At 46.4% G+C, this 20083-nt stretch carries 21 protein-coding genes; 20 read left to right on the forward strand and 1 reads right to left on the reverse strand.

Annotated features, from left to right (window positions below):
• The first annotated feature begins 4 nt into the window (after window positions 1-4).
• The 15 genes from AC1TPC_RS12355 to AC1TPC_RS12425 all read left to right on the forward strand — a co-directional run bounded on the left by AC1TPC_RS12355 (window position 5) and on the right by AC1TPC_RS12425 (window position 14116).
• Window positions 5-979, forward strand: a complete 975-nt coding sequence (locus AC1TPC_RS12355; protein ID WP_482067144.1) for a polyprenyl synthetase family protein — start codon at window positions 5-7, stop codon at window positions 977-979.
• 29 nt (window positions 980-1008) lie between these two features.
• A complete protein-coding gene (ndk, locus tag AC1TPC_RS12360) occupies window positions 1009-1452 on the forward strand; it encodes a nucleoside-diphosphate kinase (protein WP_482067145.1) in 444 nt (147 codons plus the stop codon).
• 27 nt (window positions 1453-1479) lie between these two features.
• Window positions 1480-2259: a CheR family methyltransferase gene (locus AC1TPC_RS12365; RefSeq protein WP_482067146.1), complete on the forward strand. Its 780-nt coding sequence runs from the start codon at window positions 1480-1482 to the stop codon at window positions 2257-2259.
• Window positions 2260-2332: 73 nt separating this feature from the next.
• Window positions 2333-2500, forward strand: coding sequence for a hypothetical protein (locus tag AC1TPC_RS12370; RefSeq protein ID WP_482067147.1), 168 nt, complete (start codon window positions 2333-2335; stop codon window positions 2498-2500).
• Window positions 2501-2702: 202 nt separating this feature from the next.
• Window positions 2703-3872: a chorismate synthase gene (gene aroC, locus AC1TPC_RS12375; protein WP_482067148.1), complete on the forward strand. Its 1170-nt coding sequence runs from the start codon at window positions 2703-2705 to the stop codon at window positions 3870-3872.
• Between the two features lie 2 nt (window positions 3873-3874).
• Window positions 3875-4975 carry a 3-dehydroquinate synthase gene (gene aroB, locus AC1TPC_RS12380; protein WP_482067149.1) on the forward strand — a complete coding sequence of 367 codons (1101 nt, stop codon included), beginning with the start codon at window positions 3875-3877 and terminating at the stop codon, window positions 4973-4975.
• Window positions 4975-5343, forward strand: coding sequence for a chorismate mutase (gene aroH / locus AC1TPC_RS12385; RefSeq protein ID WP_482067150.1), 369 nt, complete (start codon window positions 4975-4977; stop codon window positions 5341-5343). The genes aroB and aroH overlap by 1 nt, the downstream gene beginning before the upstream one ends.
• 357 nt (window positions 5344-5700) lie before the next feature.
• On the forward strand, window positions 5701-7272 hold the full coding sequence (gene trpE / locus AC1TPC_RS12390) for an anthranilate synthase component I (RefSeq protein ID WP_482067151.1): 1572 nt from the start codon (window positions 5701-5703) through the stop codon (window positions 7270-7272).
• Window positions 7272-8324 carry an anthranilate phosphoribosyltransferase gene (gene trpD, locus AC1TPC_RS12395; RefSeq protein ID WP_482067152.1) on the forward strand — a complete coding sequence of 351 codons (1053 nt, stop codon included), beginning with the start codon at window positions 7272-7274 and terminating at the stop codon, window positions 8322-8324. The genes trpE and trpD overlap by 1 nt, the downstream gene beginning before the upstream one ends.
• Complete coding sequence (gene trpC, locus AC1TPC_RS12400) at window positions 8311-9111, forward strand: indole-3-glycerol phosphate synthase TrpC (RefSeq protein ID WP_482067153.1); 801 nt, start codon at window positions 8311-8313, stop codon at window positions 9109-9111. The genes trpD and trpC overlap by 14 nt, the downstream gene beginning before the upstream one ends.
• A complete protein-coding gene (locus tag AC1TPC_RS12405; RefSeq protein ID WP_482067154.1) occupies window positions 9108-9785 on the forward strand; it encodes a phosphoribosylanthranilate isomerase in 678 nt (225 codons plus the stop codon). The genes trpC and AC1TPC_RS12405 overlap by 4 nt, the downstream gene beginning before the upstream one ends.
• Entirely contained in the window at window positions 9782-10987 is a 1206-nt protein-coding gene (gene trpB, locus AC1TPC_RS12410) for a tryptophan synthase subunit beta (RefSeq protein WP_482067155.1), read from the forward strand. Before AC1TPC_RS12405 ends, trpB begins: the two co-directional genes overlap by 4 nt.
• A complete protein-coding gene (trpA, locus tag AC1TPC_RS12415; RefSeq protein ID WP_482067156.1) occupies window positions 10974-11783 on the forward strand; it encodes a tryptophan synthase subunit alpha in 810 nt (269 codons plus the stop codon). Before trpB ends, trpA begins: the two co-directional genes overlap by 14 nt.
• Before the next feature lie 139 nt (window positions 11784-11922).
• Complete coding sequence (gene hisC, locus AC1TPC_RS12420) at window positions 11923-13020, forward strand: histidinol-phosphate transaminase (RefSeq protein WP_482067157.1); 1098 nt, start codon at window positions 11923-11925, stop codon at window positions 13018-13020.
• 4 nt (window positions 13021-13024) lie between these two features.
• Complete coding sequence (locus tag AC1TPC_RS12425) at window positions 13025-14116, forward strand: prephenate dehydrogenase (RefSeq protein WP_482067158.1); 1092 nt, start codon at window positions 13025-13027, stop codon at window positions 14114-14116.
• 226 nt (window positions 14117-14342) lie between these two features.
• Here the strand turns inward: AC1TPC_RS12425 and ligD are convergent, their stop codons facing one another.
• Window positions 14343-15608, reverse strand: a complete 1266-nt coding sequence (ligD, locus tag AC1TPC_RS12430) for a DNA ligase D (RefSeq protein WP_482067159.1) — start codon at window positions 15606-15608, stop codon at window positions 14343-14345.
• A gap of 317 nt (window positions 15609-15925) precedes the next feature.
• On the opposite strand from ligD, the gene AC1TPC_RS12435 reads away from it, so the two are divergent.
• From AC1TPC_RS12435 to AC1TPC_RS12455, 5 genes are all read left to right on the forward strand, one after another.
• On the forward strand, window positions 15926-17743 hold the full coding sequence (locus AC1TPC_RS12435) for a PAS domain S-box protein (RefSeq protein WP_482067160.1): 1818 nt from the start codon (window positions 15926-15928) through the stop codon (window positions 17741-17743).
• A 16-nt stretch (window positions 17744-17759) separates the two neighbouring features.
• Window positions 17760-18653: a WYL domain-containing protein gene (locus tag AC1TPC_RS12440; protein WP_482067176.1), complete on the forward strand. Its 894-nt coding sequence runs from the start codon at window positions 17760-17762 to the stop codon at window positions 18651-18653.
• A 17-nt stretch (window positions 18654-18670) separates the two neighbouring features.
• Entirely contained in the window at window positions 18671-18751 is an 81-nt protein-coding gene (locus AC1TPC_RS12445; protein ID WP_482067177.1) for a hypothetical protein, read from the forward strand.
• Window positions 18752-18928: 177 nt separating this feature from the next.
• Window positions 18929-19633, forward strand: coding sequence for a DUF4183 domain-containing protein (locus tag AC1TPC_RS12450; RefSeq protein ID WP_482067161.1), 705 nt, complete (start codon window positions 18929-18931; stop codon window positions 19631-19633).
• An 87-nt stretch (window positions 19634-19720) separates the two neighbouring features.
• A complete protein-coding gene (locus tag AC1TPC_RS12455; protein WP_482067162.1) occupies window positions 19721-20005 on the forward strand; it encodes a DUF4183 domain-containing protein in 285 nt (94 codons plus the stop codon).
• Window positions 20006-20083 lie beyond the last annotated feature (78 nt).

The following is a 20083-nucleotide window of genomic DNA, read 5'->3' on the forward strand; positions in this document are numbered from 1 at the left end:
AAGAATGAAACTACTAGACTTGTATGCAAAGATGAAAGGCGACCTAAATCAGATCGAGCAGGAGCTCGAGCGGAGCGTGTCAGATGACCACTTGCTGCTCGGTGAGGCTTCTTTGCACTTGCTCAAAGCTGGAGGGAAACGGATCAGACCCGTTTTCGTCCTGCTTGCCGGCAAGTTTGGCGATTATCGACTTGATGTGATGAAGCGGGTTGCAGTACCTCTTGAACTTATACATATGGCTTCACTCGTACACGATGATGTCATTGACGATGCGGAAACTAGGCGCGGTCAGCTAACCGTCAAATCCAAGTGGGACAATCGCATTGCGATGTACACGGGTGATTTCATTCACGGCAAAGCATTAACGATTGCAGCCCAGCTGCCCGATCCACAGATTCATCAAATTTTATCAAATGCGCTCGTACAGATGTGTATCGGTGAAATGGAGCAAATTCGCGATTTCTTTAATACCGAGCAAACGATTCGGAACTATTTGCTTCGTATAAGACGCAAAACGGCTTTGCTGATCGCAATCAGCTGTCAGCTTGGGGCAGTAGCCGCAAGCGCCGATAGCCAGACCTCGAATCGTTTGTACCGATACGGCTATAATGTTGGCATGGCTTTTCAGATTGGCGACGATTTGCTTGATCTTTATGGTACCGAGAAGCAAATCGGAAAGCCGCCTGGCTCTGATATGCGTCAAGGCAACATTACGCTTCCAGTGCTGCTTGCTCTGCAGGACACTAGCATACGTGATCCTCTGTTAAGGGAAATCGCAACCATCAGAGAGCATGGGGGCAAAAAGGACGCGGGGCGTGCCATTGAATTAATTCGGAAAAGCGATGGCGGAGAGCTTGCAGATCAGCTCGCAAATAGGTATATTAAAAAAGCTCTACAAGCATTAGAGGGTTTACCGAATGTTGCAGCGAAAAAGAACTTGATCGATCTCGCTCACTTTATTGGCAAACGTAATTATTAATTATGCGAATTCGAAAGGAATGGATGTAGATGGAAAGAACTTTTCTAATGATTAAACCGGATGGCGTTCAACGGGGCTTGATTGGTGAAATCATCTCAAGGTTTGAAAGAAAGGGACTGCAGCTGTCAGCAGCCAAATTTATGATGATCAATCAGGAGCTTGCGGAGCGTCACTATGAAGAGCATAAGGGCAAGGTGTTTTATGAGCCGCTTCTTGAATTCATTGCATCCGGTCCAGTATTTGCTATGGTATGGCAAGGCGATAACGTTATCGCGCTCACTCGTGCGCTAATAGGCAAAACCGATGCTCTCGAAGCCTTTCCAGGTACGATCCGTTCAGACTTTGCTGTACATACGAATTTTAATTTGATTCATGGCTCGGATTCAGTTGCAAACGCTGAAAGAGAGATCGGCCTATACTTCTCGCCATCCGAGCTAGTTAATTATGAACATACTATTCAACGGTGGGTTTAATTTAACCACCTAACGATGGAGGCACCTATGCTTGAGGATCGTGATTTTGCACAGTTTATAGCTCGGATAAAGCAAAAGACCGACATCGATTTGTCGCAGTACAAGGAAGCCCAAATGAAGCGCAGGCTGATTACACTGCGAATGAAGCACGGTTTTCAAACGTTCGAGGAGTATTGGAAAGCGATCGAGCAAAATCGCAGCATGCTGAATGAGTTTTTGGATCGCATGACAATCAATGTATCCGAATTTTGGAGAAACCCATCAAGGTGGGAGGTTCTGCAAAAACGATTTTTTCCAGAGATGCTGAGTGCCTCAAATCGCCTTAAAGTGTGGAGCGCAGCCTGCTCGACTGGAGAAGAGCCTTATACGCTAGCTATGATTTTATCGGAGCTTGGCGCACTTCAGCGGTCCTCGCTCCTCGCGACGGATTTGGATTCAAATGTGCTGCAGAAGGCAATGGAAGGCAGTTACTTGGAGCGCTCGCTGCGCGACGTTCCGCCGGCATGCCGGGGAAAATATTTTAAGCAAGAGGACGGCGCTTATCTCATCTCGGACACATTAAAGCAATTTATACAATTCAAGCAGCAAAATTTGCTACATGATACATTCGACAGCTCATTTGACTTAATCGTATGCCGAAATGTTATGATTTATTTTACGGAAGAAGCCAAGCATTTGCTGTATCACAAATTTTCTAAGGCGCTAAAGACTGGCGGATTGCTTTTTGTTGGAAGCACGGAGCAGATTTTCTCGCCAGCCCAATACAGCTTTGAGACTGCAGATACCTTTTTTTACCGCAAAGTCTAAACGGAATGTATACCGTTTTCTATCTTCTCCTATACTAATGGTAATGTGTACGACTTGGAGGATGAAGCAACAGATGGATAAACGTAAGGTAATTGCCGCCTACAAGCGTGGTTTTATTTCGATTCAAGAATGCGCGCAAATTATTGGAGTAGACAGTGGACAAATGGCAAGGCTCGTTATAGACCCGATGCTAACGAATGATAGTGCGTCGCTGCTCGAGAAAAAATCGGTTAATAGTTAACAGGCGGCATGCAGAACAGGCTGTAGGAATTGTCTTTCATGAGGACAATTGCTGCAGCCTGTTTTTATGTTGCGGATCCAACATCCGCGGGGTTCAAATTCTTGTCAAACCGGTAGGGCTGTACTATAATGAGCAAAGATGTTTAGTGCTGTAAAGCATAGCAGGCCGCTTATAGGCTTGCCCCAGAAGGAGGAGCTTTGACTTGAGTTTAAGATATTTGACAGCGGGCGAGACACATGGCCCCCAATTAACCGCTATAATTGAAGGTTTGCCAAGTAATTTGACTATTGATTTTGAGGAACTGAATTTCCAGCTGCACCGCCGCCAGAAGGGTCATGGTCGTGGACGCCGGATGCAAATCGAGAAAGACACCGCTGACATTGTCGGCGGCGTGCGTCACGGCAGAACGACTGGCGCTCCGGTAGCGCTTATCGTTGCGAACAATGACTGGAAGCATTGGACTTCCGTTATGAATATTGAGCCAATTGAAGGCAGCGATGAGGAGAAGCGCCGCGTCCATCGCCCGCGTCCAGGTCATGCGGATTTGAACGGCGGCTTGAAATATGATCTGAAGGATTTGCGCAATGTATTGGAGCGCTCAAGCGCCCGCGAGACGGCCGCGCGTGTAGCTGTTGGTGCAGTTGCGCGTCAATTGCTGGCGGAGTTCGGCATTAAAGTAGCTGGGCAAGTTATTCGCATCGGCGAGATTGAAGCACCTGCCAATCAGCTGCCAGTTGATGAATTGATCCGATTGACCGAGGAGTCTTCCGTTCGTGTCGTAGACAAGGAAACCGAGCAGAAGATGACAGATTATATCGATCAAATTAAAGCAGAGGGCGATTCCATCGGCGGGATCGTGGAATGCATCATCGAGGGCGTGCCGATCGGACTTGGCAGCCACGTTCAGTGGGACCGCAAGCTGGATGGACGGATTGCGCAGGCGGTCGTGTCCATCAATGCATTCAAAGGCTGCGAGATCGGCATCGGCTTTGAAGCAGCTAAGCTCCGCGGCTCGCAGGTGCATGATGAGATTATGTATGAGGCTGAACGCGGCTATCATCGGGCAACGAATCGTTTAGGCGGCTTTGAGGGCGGTATGACCAATGGCGAGCAAATTGTCGTTCGAGGCGTAATGAAGCCGATTCCGACGCTTTATAAGCCGCTTCGCAGTGTAGATATCGATACGAAGGAACCGTTTACCGCTCAGATTGAGCGTTCAGACAGCTGTGCGGTGCCTGCTGCCAGCGTCGTAATGGAGCATGTTGTCGCATGGGAAGTTGCCAAAGCGTTTCTTGAGAAGTTCGGCGGCGATTCGATCGAGGAAATTCGCGCTAACTTGAACAATTACCTTGAACAGCTAGGCCGGTACTAAGGATGCGTGAGCTTACAGTCGAATTAGGTGACCGCTCTTATCCTATTTATATCGGGGAAGGCCTTCTGAAGGAGGCTTCCTCCTATTTCGTCAAGCATGGAATAAGCAAGAAATCTCCTCTCTTGATCATTACGGATAGCCATGTAGCCGATCTTCATTTGCATACGCTTGAATCGGAGCTAAGAAGCGCTGGCTTCCAGACATCGAGCATCGTCGTTCCCGCAGGGGAGAGCTCGAAATCGCTTTCGATGCTGGAGTCGCTTGTTACCAAAGCTTTGGAGGAAGGACTGGACCGTAAATCGGCGATCGTTGCTCTTGGCGGAGGCGTTGTTGGCGACCTTGCCGGATTTGCAGCAGCATCGTACATGCGAGGCATAAAATTCGTACAGGTTCCAACTACGATACTGGCGCATGACAGCAGCGTGGGCGGCAAAGTCGCTGTTAATCATCCGCTTGCCAAAAATATTATCGGAGCTTTCCATCAGCCTGAGCTTGTCTTATATGATTTGCATACGCTCCAAACGCTGCCACCTAGAGATGTAAGCGGCGGGCTTTCAGAGATGGTTAAGCATGGACTCATATGGGATGAAGCATTTGCAGTTTGGTGCGAGGAGAATGCGGAGAAGCTGTTGGCGCTTGATCCAGAGGCGCTTGGCTATGGGCTTTACAAAGGCTGCAGCGTGAAGGCGGCTGTCGTTTCGAAGGACGAGAGGGAAAACGATCTGCGAGCGATCTTGAATTTAGGCCATACGATTGGGCATGCGATCGAAGCGGTTGCCGGTTATGGCGAGTTCACGCATGGCGAAGCGATATCAATCGGAATGATTGGCTCAGCTAAGCTTGGCCTCCGCTATGGCGCTCCGGAAGAGGTATATACTGCAACGAAGAGGGTTCTTGCGAAATGCGGGCTGCCTGTACGTTTACCGGAGCATATTGACGTAGACAAGATTATGGAAGCGATGATGCATGATAAGAAATTCGCGGAGGGTACGATGGTTTTTGTAGTGCCAACTGCAATCGGCGTTGTCGAAATAAAACCCAATGTTCCCGTGGAATGGGTACGAGAAATTGTGGAGCAATTAAAACAGGAGGCGGAGCTGTAATGAGTGTAAGAGGAATTCGCGGTGCGATTACGGTAGATGCAAACGAAGAGCAGCCGATTTTGACAGCGACGATTGAGATGTTGAATGCGATTGTAGCTGACAATGAGATCGTGCCGGACGATATTTGCAGTGTTTTCGTGACGGTTACAAGCGATCTTGACGAGACGTTTCCGGCTCGTGCGATTCGTCAAATGAACGGCTGGGAGCTCGTGCCCCTTATGTGCGCGCTGGAGGTGCCGGTTAAAGGCAGTCTGGAGCGCTGCATCAGACTGATGGTACTGATTAACACGGACAAAACACAAGCGGAAATTCGTCATGTTTATTTAAGCGGCGCGAAAGCGCTTCGTCCTGACTTGTCCAAGGCTTAAGGACTCATATGCCCATATTCAATTAAATCTCTGTGTTGACGCACGGCCGTTCGTTGTTGTATATTTAGTAACGTAAGTGAGAGTAGCAGAGCTGAGTAATGAGTTTAGTTGAGATGAGTATAGACTAGTTGAGAGAAGCAGAGTAGAGCAGTTATTTGTACGGAAAGATGGAAAGAGCTGAATGGTTCTTTGCGCATAGGCGCATAGAATTGTAAAAGTGCTGTTTCGCCGTACCTACAATTGTATCTTTTTCCGCTTACACACTTCCGTCATCATCTAAACCAACGCTCCTGCTCATGCAGGAGCTTTTTTTTGTGCACATTAATGGCTATATCTATAAAACAGGGGGTTGTGCGGATGTCAGATGAGCTTCAGCAAGTAACGCGTCTTGCCAGTCAATACAATTTAATTCCGATCGTTCGTCACATGATGGCGGACACGGAAACACCAATCCGGCTGTTTCAGCATTTTGCGAAGGAGGATCATGCCTTTCTGCTGGAGAGCGTGGAGGGCGGCGCGAAATGGGCGAGATATTCGTTCATCGGAACAGATCCTTTTATGATGCTTTATGGTAAAAATGGCGAGATGGTGCTGGAGCACAGAGGCGAGAAGCATGTGCTTAACGATAAGCCGATAGAGCTGCTCAAAGCTCATTTGCGTTCCTTCCGCAGTCCGTCGCTTCCAGAGGTTCCGCCCTTCACAGGCGGTGCAATCGGGTTTTTCGGATACGATTTGCTGCAATATTATGAGAAGCTTCCTGCACACCGTATCGACGACTTGAAGATGAATGACATGCAATTTATGTTCTGTGATCAAATTATCGTATTTGACCATTTTAAGCAGCAGCTGCAAATTGTCGGCAACGTTCATATTGCTGACGGTGCAACCGATGCAGAAATTGCACGAAGCTACGAAGCGACAGTTGCCAAAATTGAAGCGACGATCGAGCGATTGCAGCAGCCTGTAACGATTCCAGTAACGGCAGGCGGATCCATCTCGTTTGATCAAGAGCTTGGAGATATTCAATCGAATGTAACGAAGGAGCAGTTCATCTCGAATATCGATCAGGCGAAGCAGTATATTCGTGCCGGCGACATCTTCCAGGTGGTGCTGTCCCAGCGCTTCAGCATCGATACCGATATTGATCCGCTTCATGTGTACCGAGTGCTGCGCACGATGAATCCATCACCTTATATGTATTATTTAAAAATGGGCGAAGAGGTTATCGTGGGCACGTCGCCTGAAGCGCTAGTGAAGGTTAACGGCGATCGCGTGGAGACTCGGCCAATTGCTGGAACAAGGCCTCGCGGCAAAACCCCGGAAGAGGATAAAGCGTTAGAGCTCGAGCTGCTTGCAGATGAGAAGGAGCGCGCAGAGCATTTGATGCTTGTGGACCTCGGCCGTAATGATATAGGACGCGTATCGGAGTTTGGTACCGTTAAATGCGATTCGTTTATGGAAATTGAAAGATACTCGCATGTTATGCATATCGTTTCCAACGTTTCAGGCAAGCTCCATCAGGACAAGGACTTCTTTGATGCATTTGTATCCTGTCTGCCCGCCGGCACCGTCTCGGGCGCACCGAAGCTCAGAGCGATGGAAATTATTGCGGAGCTGGAAAATGAAGCGCGCGGCGCGTATGCGGGAGCAATCGGATACTTAGGCTTCGGTGGATCGATGGATACTTGCATTACGATTCGGACGATTATTTTCAAACACGGCAAAGCTTATGTACAGGCTGGAGCGGGCATCGTTTGGGATTCTGTGCCGGAGAGCGAATATTTGGAGACGGTGAACAAAGCCAAAGGGATGCTTAAAGCGATCCGTGCGGCGGAAGCGATTTTCGGACAGCCTAAGAGCCCGCAGGAAAGTTTCAATTCCATTAATATGGATTATTACGTCAAGGCCGGAGAGGGGCTTGGTCAATAATGCAAGCGATTGAAGCGATAACGATGCAGCGTGCGCTTAGTCAGCTGATTGGCGGATCGGATCTCACAAGAGAGCAAGCAAATGCGGTCATGAACATCATCATGAGCGGGGAAGCGACAGAAGCTCAAATTGCCGGCGTCGTAACCGCAATGCGAATGAAGGGCGAGACGAAGGATGAAATAACTGGATTCGCTGAGGCGATGCGTACACATTCAAGCCATCTCCATACGGAGCAGGAGGGATTGCTTGATACATGCGGAACCGGCGGATCGGGTATTCATAAATTCAATATCTCTACGGCATCCTCCATCATCGCAGCAGCAGCAGGCATTCGAGTAGCCAAGCATGGCAATCGCGCCATGTCGGGCAAAACAGGCAGTGCCGATGTGCTGGAAGCGCTTGGCGTTCAAATCACGATCTCACCGGAGCAAGCAGCGCAATGCTTGAATGACATCGGAATTTGCTTTATGTTCGCGCAGCTGTACCATCCATCGCTTCGCCATGCGGCCGTCCCTCGCCGCGAGCTTGGCATTCGGACTATTTTTAATATGCTTGGGCCGCTTACAAATCCTGCAGGAGCAGACAGACAGCTTCTAGGCTTGTACGACCGCGCCCGAACCTCGACCGTAGCTGAGGTGCTTAGGGAGCTCGGATTGAAGCGGGCGCTGGTCGTGAGCAGCCATGACGGACTCGACGAAATAAGTATTTCTGCTCCAACGCAAATTTCAGAATTGTTAAATGGCAAGGTACACACTTATGATATTACGCCTGAAGAGCTGGGACTTGCCCGCTGGCCAATCGCGGACGTGATGGGCGGTGAACCGGAAGTGAACGCAGCACTGATTCGTGCGATCTTCTCCGGTGAACAGCAAGGAGCTTATCGAGATATCGTACTCGCGAATGCGGGTGCTTGCATCTATGTAGGCGGGCTGGCAGCTTCGCTCAGCGAGGGTGTAACGATAGCAGCCAAAGTAATCGATTCTGGAGAGGCGCAGCAAAAGCTTGTTCGTCTTATTCAAACGACAGGAGAGTTGGCACATGTTTCTAGATAAAATTGTAGCAACAAAAAGGGCAGAGGTTGAAGAGCTCGCTGCTCGCTTTGAGCTGGCAGAGGTTGAGAAGCAAATTGCAGCTATGGCAGCTTGTAAGGGATTTGAGCTTGCACTGTCTGACGCTGGCCGCAACAGAAGCATGGGTCTTATCGCGGAGGTTAAGAAGGCATCGCCGTCCAAAGGCTTGATCCGCAGCGATTTTGAGCCGACTACGCTTGCTGCAGCCTATGAGGCCGCTGGAGCCGATTGCATTTCTGTATTGACTGACCGTGACTATTTCCAAGGATCGAATGAATTTTTGAGCGCCGTACGCGAGACGGTTAAGGTTCCTCTTTTGCGCAAGGATTTTACGATCGATCACCGTCAAATTTATGAGGCACGCTTGATCGGCGCCGATGCGATTTTGCTCATCGCTGCCATATTGACGCCTGCACAGCTTGGCGAGTTTCATGATCTTGCTAAGTCTATCGGAATGGATGTGCTCGTAGAGGTTCATAACCTTGAGGAGCTTGAAGGCGTTCTTGCGCTTAATAAGGCTACGCTGATCGGCATCAATAATCGTGACTTGAAATCATTCGTTACCGATTTGAAAACTACCGAGTCGCTTATAGGACATATACCCAAAAATGTGACCGTAATCAGCGAAAGCGGCATTGCCGGCAAATCCGATATGGACTATCTGCAATCGATTGGCGCGCACGGCGTATTGATTGGCGAGCATTTTATGCGCCATGAGAATGTGGGCCAAGCAGTAGACGACCTGATGGGCGCTGTGGGGGCGCGATGAAGCTGCAGCCGCGTATCAAAATATGCGGACTAAAGGATGTCCAAACCATCGAAGCAATGGATGGCTTGCCCATTCACGAAATCGGCTTCGTGTTTGCCCCGAGCAAGCGGCAGGTAGACAAGGCGACTGCAGCGCAGCTTATTGAAGCCGTTGCTGCTTTGCAGGCTGCAGGCGGGGAACGCCCGAGGACGGTAGGCGTGTTCGTCAATGAAACGCTCGAGAATCTGCAAGAGATTATAGCAGAAGCTCCGCTTGACGTCGTTCAACTGCACGGCAGTGAATCGGCTGAGTTTTGCAAGGCGGTACGCGATAAGCTGAAGGTGCAAGTATGGAAAGTGTTTTCCGTAAAGCGGGATGCTGATGGAAATGAGCTTGATTCTGCGATTGAGCGTTTATCACCCTACAAAGGAGCTGTCGATGCGGCGCTTATTGATGCTCCAGGCGGTGGAACAGGCCAAACGTTCAACTGGGAAGCGATAGCAGACTATAATAAAGCAGCGGAAGAGCTTGGCTTAACGCTTTATGTAGCAGGCGGATTGCATGAGGGCAATGTGCAGGAGCTGCTTAGAACCTACGCTCCTGGCGGAATTGATGTTTCAAGCGGAGTAGAGACGGATGGTCGCAAGGATATCGACAAGATCCGATTATTTGTAAGAAGGGTGATGGAAGCATGACACATGTACCAGATAAAAATGGACGCTTTGGAGCTTTTGGCGGAAGATATGTACCGGAAACATTAATGACAGCATTGCTTGAGCTGGAGGAAGCATATGCTCATTATTCGAAGGACCAAGCCTTTCAGGACGAGGTTCGTTATTTATTGCACAAATATTCGGGAAGACCAACTTCGCTGTATTATGCAGAGCGTCTAACCGAGCATCTTGGCGGAGCCAAAATATACTTAAAACGTGAAGACCTGAACCATACGGGCGCACATAAAATCAACAATACGATTGGACAAGGTGTCCTTGCCAAACGCATGGGCAAGCCTAAAATTATTGCAGAGACCGGCGCTGGACAGCATGGTGTAGCATCTGCTACAATCGCTGCTTTGCTTGGCCTTGAATGCAAAGTTTTTATGGGCGAGGAGGACATGAAGCGTCAGCAGCTCAACGTGTTCCGCATGCAGCTTCTCGGCTCCGAGGTAGTACCCGTATTATCCGGTACAAGAACGCTTAAGGATGCTTGCAATGAAACGCTTCGCTACTGGGTTAGTCACGTTGACGATACGTATTATATTTTAGGCTCGGTTACAGGTCCCCATCCTTATCCGATGATGGTTCGTGATTTCCAGCGTATTATCGGGGATGAAGCTCGTCAGCAGATTTTGACTGAAGAAGGCAGATTGCCGGATTACATTGTAGCTGCAGTAGGCGGCGGCAGCAACGCGATGGGCATCTTCTATCCCTTCGTTAACGATGACAGCGTAAAGCTGCTTGGCGTTGAAGCAGCAGGCCGCGGTGTCGACACGATTGAGCACGCTGCAACGATGACTAAAGGACGTCATGGCATATTCCAAGGCTCCATGAGCTACGTCCTGCAAGACGAGCATGGACAGGTCCAGCCTGCACATTCGATATCCGCTGGGCTTGATTATCCGGGTATCGGACCGGAGCATGCTTACTTAAAAGATTCTGGACGCGCCGAATATGTGCCTATAACCGATGCAGAGGCACTCGAAGCGCTTCAACTGCTGTCACGCACCGAGGGCATTATTCCGGCTCTTGAATCTGCGCATGCCATTGCTCAGACGATTAAGCTTGCTCCAACGCTTGATAAAGACAAGGTTGTTGTTGTGAGCCTGTCCGGCCGCGGCGACAAGGACGTAGAGGCGATTATGGGTTATTTGGGGGTAGAGAAGCATGAATCACATTGATATGGCATTTTCACGCTTGAAAGCAGAAGGCAAGACGGCTCTTATTCCTTTTTTGACGATGGGAGACCCTGATCTGGACACGTCCGTCGCGATCATCCAAACGCTGGAGAAAGCTGGCGCAGATTTGATCGAGCTTGGCGTTCCTTATTCCGATCCGCTTGCAGACGGTCCTGTTATTCAGCGTGCATCCGAGCGCGCCTTGCTCCATAACAGCATCACATTAAAGGACTGCATTCACGTTGCAGAGCGGGCTCGCGAAGTTGGCGTCACCATTCCTTTTATATTGTTTACCTACTATAATCCCGTATTCCAGTTTGGATTGAAAGCTTTCTTCGAGCTCGTCCAAAGCAAAGGGATAAGCGGTCTCATCATACCTGATTTGCCGATCGAAGAGGATGAGGAAGTGCGGCAGCTTGCGGAAGCAGCTGATGTTCATCTCATCCCGCTGGTGGCTCCAACCTCGAAGGATCGCGTTACTCGCATATCGCGCAAAGCAAGAGGCTTCGTTTATTGCGTGTCATCGCTCGGCGTAACGGGTGTTAGAGCAGATTTTCATACTGGCATTGATGAGTTTCTTGCTACGGTTCGTGAGGCGACTGATTTGCCGATTGCGGTTGGTTTTGGTATCTCAAACCGCGAGCAGGTATCACGCTTCGAGAAGCAATGTGATGGCGTGATCGTAGGCAGCGCTATCGTACGTACGATTGAGGAAGCTATTCCGCTTCTGAAAGATCCAAACAAACGTGAAGCAGGACTTAAGCAAATCGGTGATTTTGTCGCTCAGCTTAAGGGCTGAGGGAAAGACTATTAGAAGAAGAGCCTCTTGCATTTTGCGCGGGGCTTTTCTGACGTAAAAAAACTTTAAAACCTTAAACAGATATGAGACAATGGTTCAAGTAATTAGACTAGTCCATAATAAAAGAGGTGAGCGGCTCATGCAGCCCAAAGATAATATCGTCCACCTTCCCGTTTATCAACCAGGAAAGCCGGTTGAGGATGTTAAGAGGGAGCTGGGATTAAAGGAAGTTATTAAGCTTGCATCGAATGAAAATCCGTTCGGTTGCTCCGAACAGGCTAAAACTGCGATTATTGAAGAATTATCACATTTAAATATTTATCCCGATGGCGCGAGCGTTGAGCTTACAGCTGCGCTAGCAGAAGAGCTTGGCGTGGAGTCGAATCAAATTATTTTTGGTACAGGCTCCAGCGAAATCATACTTATGATTAATAGAGCGTTTATCGTTCCTGGCGATGAAACGATTATGGCGAATGAAACATTCCCTCAATACAAGCATAACGCAGAAATCGAGAATGCCCGTATCGTAGAGGTTCCTCTAAAAGAGGGCAAGCATGATTTGCCTGCGATGCTGGCTAAAGTGAACAGCCGTACCAAAATCATTTGGATTTGCAATCCAAATAATCCGACTGGAACGATTGTAACCTTGCCGGAATTGTCCGCATTTCTAACGCAGGTTCCTGCGAATGTGCTGGTTGTGCTGGATGAAGCTTATGGTGAATACATTGACGATCCTGCTTTCCCGGATGGCATCAAGCTGCTTAAAGAGCACCGCAATCTGATCGTTTTACGTACTTTTTCGAAAATATATGGCTTGGCGGCACTGCGGATTGGCTATGGAATCGGTCATCCCGATGTTATTCGCTTCACGAATCAAGTGCGTGAGCCATTCAACACCTCACGTGCAGCGCAAGCAGCAGCGAAAGCAGCACTAGCGGATAAATCTTTTATTTCCTATTGCAGGGAGCAAAACAAGCAAGGCATTGCGTATTTGTCCGAGCAATTCGACCGCCTTGGCTTAACCTACTTCCCAGCATACGGAAACTTTGTGATGGTCGATACGAAGCGTTCGTCACCAGAGGTATTTGATGGATTGCTGCGCAAAGGAATTATTTCAAGACCTCGCTGGACTTATTATCCGAATCATATTCGGATTACAGTAGGCACTCAGGAGCAAAATGCAAAGTTTATCGCGGCGCTTGAACAGGTTTTGCAGGAAGCGGCGGTGCAAGGATAAAGTTATGACTACTGTAGCGATTTTTGGGGTAGGGCTGATCGGCGGTTCGATCGCTCTCTGCTTTAAAGGAAAACCAGATATAACCGTAATCGGCCATTCGAATCGGCAGTCTCAGGTTGAGAAGTATTTGCAGCGCGGCGTCGTTGACTATGCGACTACTTCAATGCAAGAGGCTGCGGAGCAAGCCGACTTTATTTTTGTATGCGTACCGGTAGGAAATATCGAGGAATATATGGAGAAGCTGAGCAATTTCAATTTAAAGCCGGGCTGCATTGTTACGGATGCAGGCAGCACGAAAGCTTCTGTTATGGCCTGTGCGAAATCGCTTGATTTTGGCGAAGCTACATTTATTGGCGGGCATCCGATGGCCGGATCTGAGCGTACTGGCGTTGAAGCTGCATCCTCGCATTTATATGAGAATGCCTTCTACGTATTGACGCCAGATCAGGATACGCCAGAGGAAGCTGTTGGACGATTAGTAGAGCTTCTTAGCTATACGAAAGCGAACATTGTAAAGGTCGACGCGAAGGAGCATGATGAAATTGCGGGTGCAATCAGTCATTTGCCGCATATCATTGCCGTTTCGCTTGTGAACCAGATTCGCGGCTATAATGAGGAAAATGGGCTTTATGAATCGCTTGCTGCAGGGGGCTTCCGTGATATTACACGTATCGCTTCGGGCGATCCGATTATATGGCGTGACATATTAATTAATAATCGCAAGGTCGTGCTTGAGCTGCTCCGCGATTGGAGCAAGGAAACGGATAAATTTGTTGCGATGCTGGAGAGCCTCGATGGGGATGCGATAGCTGCTGCTTTCGAAACAGCAGGCGAATTCCGCAGCAAGATGCCTGAGCGCCGCAAAGGGATGATTCAATCCGCCTTTGATTGTTATGTCGATATTCCGGATCACCCAGGTATTATCGGTAAAATAACGAGCGAGCTAGGGAACAGCCTAATCAACCTCAGCAATATCCATATTATCGAGAGCAGGGAAGACGTGCCGGGCGTATTACGGCTTTCGTTCCGCAGCCAGGAGTATTTGGACCAGGCGATTGCCGTGCTTTCGGCAAAAGGCTATGACGTTCACCTTTAACCGGGTGTTCGTTTTTTAATATATAAGCGCTTTCAATTTAATTAAAACAAAAATGAAAACGCTTATTGACAATTTGGAAGCGTATACATATAATAAAGGTACAGTATGGTTTCTCTCCACTCCTATCCAAATCCTATAGTACTCATCATGAGTGCGGACCACCCTTCGGGGTGGTTTTTTTTTGTTGGTTTATGGAATCTGGATTAACGTCATGGATGCTTGCTTTTCACATCAGTCGTTTCTTCTCTTTCAGAAGGGATAGGACAGAGGGCAGCGAGTTGTTGTCGATTCTAAAAAAATCCTTCATCGGGCAATCCCCGTTTGCAAGTCGATCTAATACATAAGGAATGTTGAATTTCTCGACGCTTAATTGTTCATTCACTTCATGCCAATACAAGGGGGCTGCTACCGTCGCTTCATGATTTCCTCTTGTGGAGTAAGGGCAGATGATCGTTTTACCGGCTGCATGCTGGACATAGTCGATGTAGAGCCTTGCACCTCGGTTTTTTTTCAGCCTTTCAATCGTAAAATCATCCGGATGCTTTTGTACCAAAAATTCGGCCAGAAAGGACGTCAAAATTTTTGTGTCGTCGTAGGTTAATGAAGCGCCCTTTGGAATCGGGATATGGATTTGCAGACCTTTTCCGCCAGACAGCTTGGGGAAGCTAACGATCCCGAAGCTATCGAACACAGCTTTCAATTCTAAAGCCGCCTTCACGGCAAGCGGAAAATGATCCCGGCTTGGCGGGTCCAGATCGATAACAACTTCCAGGGGCAGGTCCGTTTCAACCGTTTGGAAGGGGATATGATATTCGATTGCCAATTGGTTGCCCAGCCAGATCAGTGTCGACAAATCATCGCATACGATATAAGTAATCCCGTTCCTCTCCACAGTTTTAATGAAATCCGGAGCATAATCCGGACAATTACGCTGGTAGAAGGATTCTCCAGCTATGCCTTTTGGATAACGAATCGTCGTTAACGTTCTTTCCTGCAAAAAGGGAAGCATAAACTTTGAGACTTGTATCAAATAGGAAATGAAGCTTTCTTTATCGATTCTAGGCGAATCCCAAATGATTTTATCGGGATGTGTGAGTTTGACCTGAACGGGAACAGGTGCATTCTCAACTATCAATCTACTCCACGTACACGCCTTCCAATCGATGGAGAAACGGAACGCTTGAAAGGTAGGTTTAACAAGTCGGTCGTTTATGATTGCATCAAAGGTCAGTTCGACACAAATGCCGGGGGTGACCCAAATCATCGGATGCTGGGTACGCAGGGGATTGGACTGAATAATTTCCAGCAATGATTGTTGCTCTTCCTTGTTCATACCGTGGATAAAGGTTCCGATTGGATGAACTTCACCTTCGATGTTCAAGCCGGCCATAAAGCTATTATCGAAGGTATGAAAGCCTAATACGAAAAAATCCCCCTTATACGGTCGCTGCGTTCTAGAAGGTAGAAGTTCCAACATTCGGTTTCCGTCCATATTTCTACTCCTCAACCATTTTGTGTACGAAGAATATGATTCCCTTCAAGGTGAGATATATTCCATAACCGATGGCTTCTTACATTGAAATTGAATGGGAGTAATTGCCCCCACCCTAAGTCATCATGATTTTTTTTAAAATTGAAAATTGATGATATTCCTGTCGAATATGCATATAAAAATCGCGTTTTTGTAAAAAAATAACCTTGTTTTCTATTTTTTTGGATAAAGCGCAGATCACCCATTTATTTTATTTTTAATTTGAGCTATGATGCAAAAATAGAAGAAATATATGCTAGTTACAATATTGAAATAGGGTGATATCTATTAAAGATTTTTTTTCAACTATAAATAAATCCAGACTATTTTTATCTTTCCTAAATATTACCTCCGACGGTGTAGTTATTGTTGATAGAGAAGGAAGGGTCCTAGGTATCAACAAGAAATTCGAGGAACTTCATGGCTGGTCCGAGAAAGAAATCATTGGAAAAATTTTGCCGATGACGCCAGAGAATCGTAGGGCCGGGGTATTTGAATTATATGAACGTATTATTCAAGGGGAAGAATACAACGGTCGTGAACTTATAAAGCTAAGAAAGGATGGGAGTACTTTTTATGCAAATGTAACCATTTCTGCAATGAGGAATGATTGGGGAGAGGTTGTTGCATTCGTTGGCGTTGAGAGGGATATAACCGAAAAGAAGCTGGCAGTAGAGCAGTTAAAAGAAAGTGAGGAGCGTTATCGAATATTGATCGAAAACTCTCCAGAGCCTATTGTGGTTTTTCAGGACCATATCATTACTTTCGTAAATCCTGCAGCCATGATTCTTATTGGCGTTTCGAAGCCGGATGAACTTATTGGTGAAAACGTTGCTCGTTTTTTTCATCCAGATGATTTAGATATGCTGCTTGGCGAAATGAATCAGTTGTTTACATCAAATCAAGCCGCTTCAATTTTGGATAAAAGGCTAATAAAGTTGGATGGAGAAATTATCCATATCGAAGTCAAGGCCGTACCATTTCAATTTCAAGGCAATAGATCGGTGCAGCTATTATTTCGAGACATAACAGAAAGAAAAAAAGCAGTTTTTGAGCTTGCTCAAAGAGAGCGCGAATATAGTCGTGTACTGAAGCTATCTCCTGAGCCTATTGTACTGCATAGGAACTCGATCATTACTTTCGTCAATGATATGGGGTTAAAATTGTTTAACGGCCAAACAACAGATGATCTCGTAGGACGATCCATTTACGAATTTATATGTCCCAGTTACCATGAGACGCTTAGGGGAAGATTAAATCTAGTTATGGAAACAGATGGCTTTATGGAGTTTACAAGTCTTGAACTGAAACGCTTGGACGGGACATTATTAGACGCCGAGGTTTCTTCTATCTATATACATAAACATGTTGGAGATCCCGTCATCCAAACCGTCATTAGAGATATGTCAGAGCGAAAAAAGTCCGAAGACATCATTCGGAGAGCAGAAAAACTTTCAATTGTAGGTGAATTAGCTGCTGGAATAGCACACGAGATACGCAACCCATTAACGGCGATAAAAGGGTTTTTACAGCTTTTGAGATCAAAAGAAATAGCTTACGTCGATATTATGCTAGTGGAAATCGATCGAATAAATCAGATCGTAAATGAATTTATGAGTATGGCCAAGCCTCATGCTGATAAGTTTGTAGAAACGGATCTAAAAGAGCTGATTGAAAACGTCTTATTTATGATACAGCCTCAGGCCATATTATATAATGTTCAAGTGAACTTCACGATGGATACGATGGATTCACATGTGTTTTGCGAGCCCAATCAGCTTAAACAAGTTTTTATAAATCTGATCAAAAATTCAATCGAAGCAATGTCATCCGGGGGAACCATTAATTTGAAGGTTATTGCCAAGGATGCTTCATCTTTGCAAATTGTGTTGAGTGATGATGGCTCGGGCATCCACGAAGAGCATCTAGCGAATATTGGAAAACCATTTTTCACCACGAAAGAAAAAGGTACTGGTCTAGGCTTGATGGTTTGTTTCAAAATTATTGAAGCTCATCATGGACATATGGACATTCAAAGTGAACTTGGTGAAGGTACCAATATGACAATCACATTGCCGTATTTGCCTAACTCATAACATATATTCTACCATAATTCGCCCATTTCATATCGATATACCGCAGGCACAGCTTGATGATCTCCAATATCGTTTAACGAATACGCGCTGGGCAAATACCATGCAGGATGCAGGATGGAAATATGGGGTTCATTTTATTGACCGTGATGCTCTGCTGACAAATGTCATGATTTATTGGTTGACCAATACAGCCGAATCATCTGCTCGCTTGTATTATGAGAATGTCCATCCGCAGGAGGCAGCATCGCAAGAAGCAAACACGACGGCGACAGGAGTGTCGGTGTTTGGTCATGACTTTAAATCAATGAAGCGTTTCGCGAATCGTGACAACACAAACATTGTACAATGGTCGGAGTTTGAGCGTGGTACCCATTTTGCCGCATTAGATGCGCCCGATCTTCTGGTTCCCGAGCTGCAAGTTGGAGTGAGCTCCGTACATGTCGATCTTGATTTTAAACCGGCTCCAAATGACAAGATAAAATTTAAACCGCTTCACAAAGCCATTAAGGAGCTGAAGGTGGTTCGGTTTAACTATTTGGACAACAAGGGACAGGAGACGGAGCGGACGATTGAACCGATGGGGCTATTTCTCAAAGGCTATGTCTGGTACTTTTACGGTTATTGCCTCACGAGATCCGATATTCGCGTATTCCGGCTCTCCCGCATGCTTCATATAAGCAGCTTATCGGATACCTTTATTCGTCGTCCCTACACCCTGCAGGACGTTGAACAGCAATTTATGGGGAAAGCTAATTTTCAAAAGGTGAGGGCAGTACTTCGCTTCCAGCCTGAAATGAAGACGAGGGTAAGAGATGAATTTGGCTTTGATGAGATTTCAGACGAACCAGACGGCACTTTAACGGTCGTTGCCCACTATTCCTCTAAGGAGCGGCGGTTCGCAGTATTTTAAGCTATAGCAGCTATGTTATGGTTGTAGAGCCCGCTGAATTAATCGAGGAGCTTGCCGGGCATATAAGGCAAATGGCTAGAAACTATAACGTAAACTAATCATTCATTTGGAAATAAGAGACCCACAGCAATCGGTGCTGTGGATCTTCATTATATATCACATACCTAATTTTATTAAAAATAGTTTCCAACCTAACTTTCCTTGATTTATAGTCCATACCTCAGACAGATCGTATCATATCATATATAGATTATTTTAATGGGGGGTGATTTAGCTTGGGTAGAACAATGTCTACAAAGATGAAAATTCGGACAAGAAATCAACTACTTAAAGAGAAATTATGTGCACCTTCCGGGCTCAAATGGAAATACTCTACTCCAGTTCGTAGAAAAAAATCTAAAAAGAAAAAAATGGCTGCTTGTCCGCTAAAAAGAAAGAAAGAACATAAAAAGATCATTATTTTCAAAAAGAAGACTAGCGATTCACATCCTCAAGGAGTACAGGGATCTCAAGGGCCGCAAGGAATGCAAGGTCTAGGTACGCAAGGTGTACAAGGTGCGGAGGGCATTCAAGGACATTCAGGCAGACAAGGGCCGCAAGGAGAACAAGGTATTCAAGGGTTTCCAGGAATACAAGGACTGCAAGGACCTCCTGGCAGTGCGGGATCTGTCATTATCCCTGACATCATTATTTTACCTGCTGCACAAAGATTTTTTTATATTACGAGCTCAGATGCTCAGTCTCAAGTAACGATTCCAGCTGATGTTTTTACAAATGATGATGGATCGTTCATTTCCGCATTTTCTGACATGGGTCAAAATAGCTATAGCAATCTTTATATTAATGGGATATTACAAGAAGGCAGCGTATATTTTTTAACTGAAAATGCTTTGAATATTAATTCCAACAATCAGACTATATTTTCGGGGACGTCAATTATTGTGGAAATCATCACATTTTCCGCTAAAATCGAGCTTTGATCATATTAATATGGTAAATAATTGAATATGGCCCTTCCCTTTCTCTATCATTTGCATAAGCTACTTGAGAGAAGAGAGGTGATATAAATGCCAATTACAAAACCCTTTATGGCATCCAGAAAATTTAGTGCTACTATTGCAGACGGAACGGGAGTAGGTGTTGCATTTAATATTCTTGCCACTGCTACTACCAATGACGCCGGAGTTGCTGCCACAGCTTTTCCAACTGCGCCAGCTTACTACAATCTTTATATTAATGGGCAGATTCAAACAGCAGACACTTCAACTGTTACAACAACGGCTATTACCATTCCTGATGGTGATACGCTCGATCTTGGGACGCCAATTGTCATCGAATTTGTCGTAAACTAATCACTTTATGAGAGAGATGCCGACAATTTTTATTTTTGAGTTGTCGGCATTATCTTGTTGTTAAATAAGATTTACATA

Source organism: Paenibacillus sp. Y280 (genome assembly GCF_056786335.1).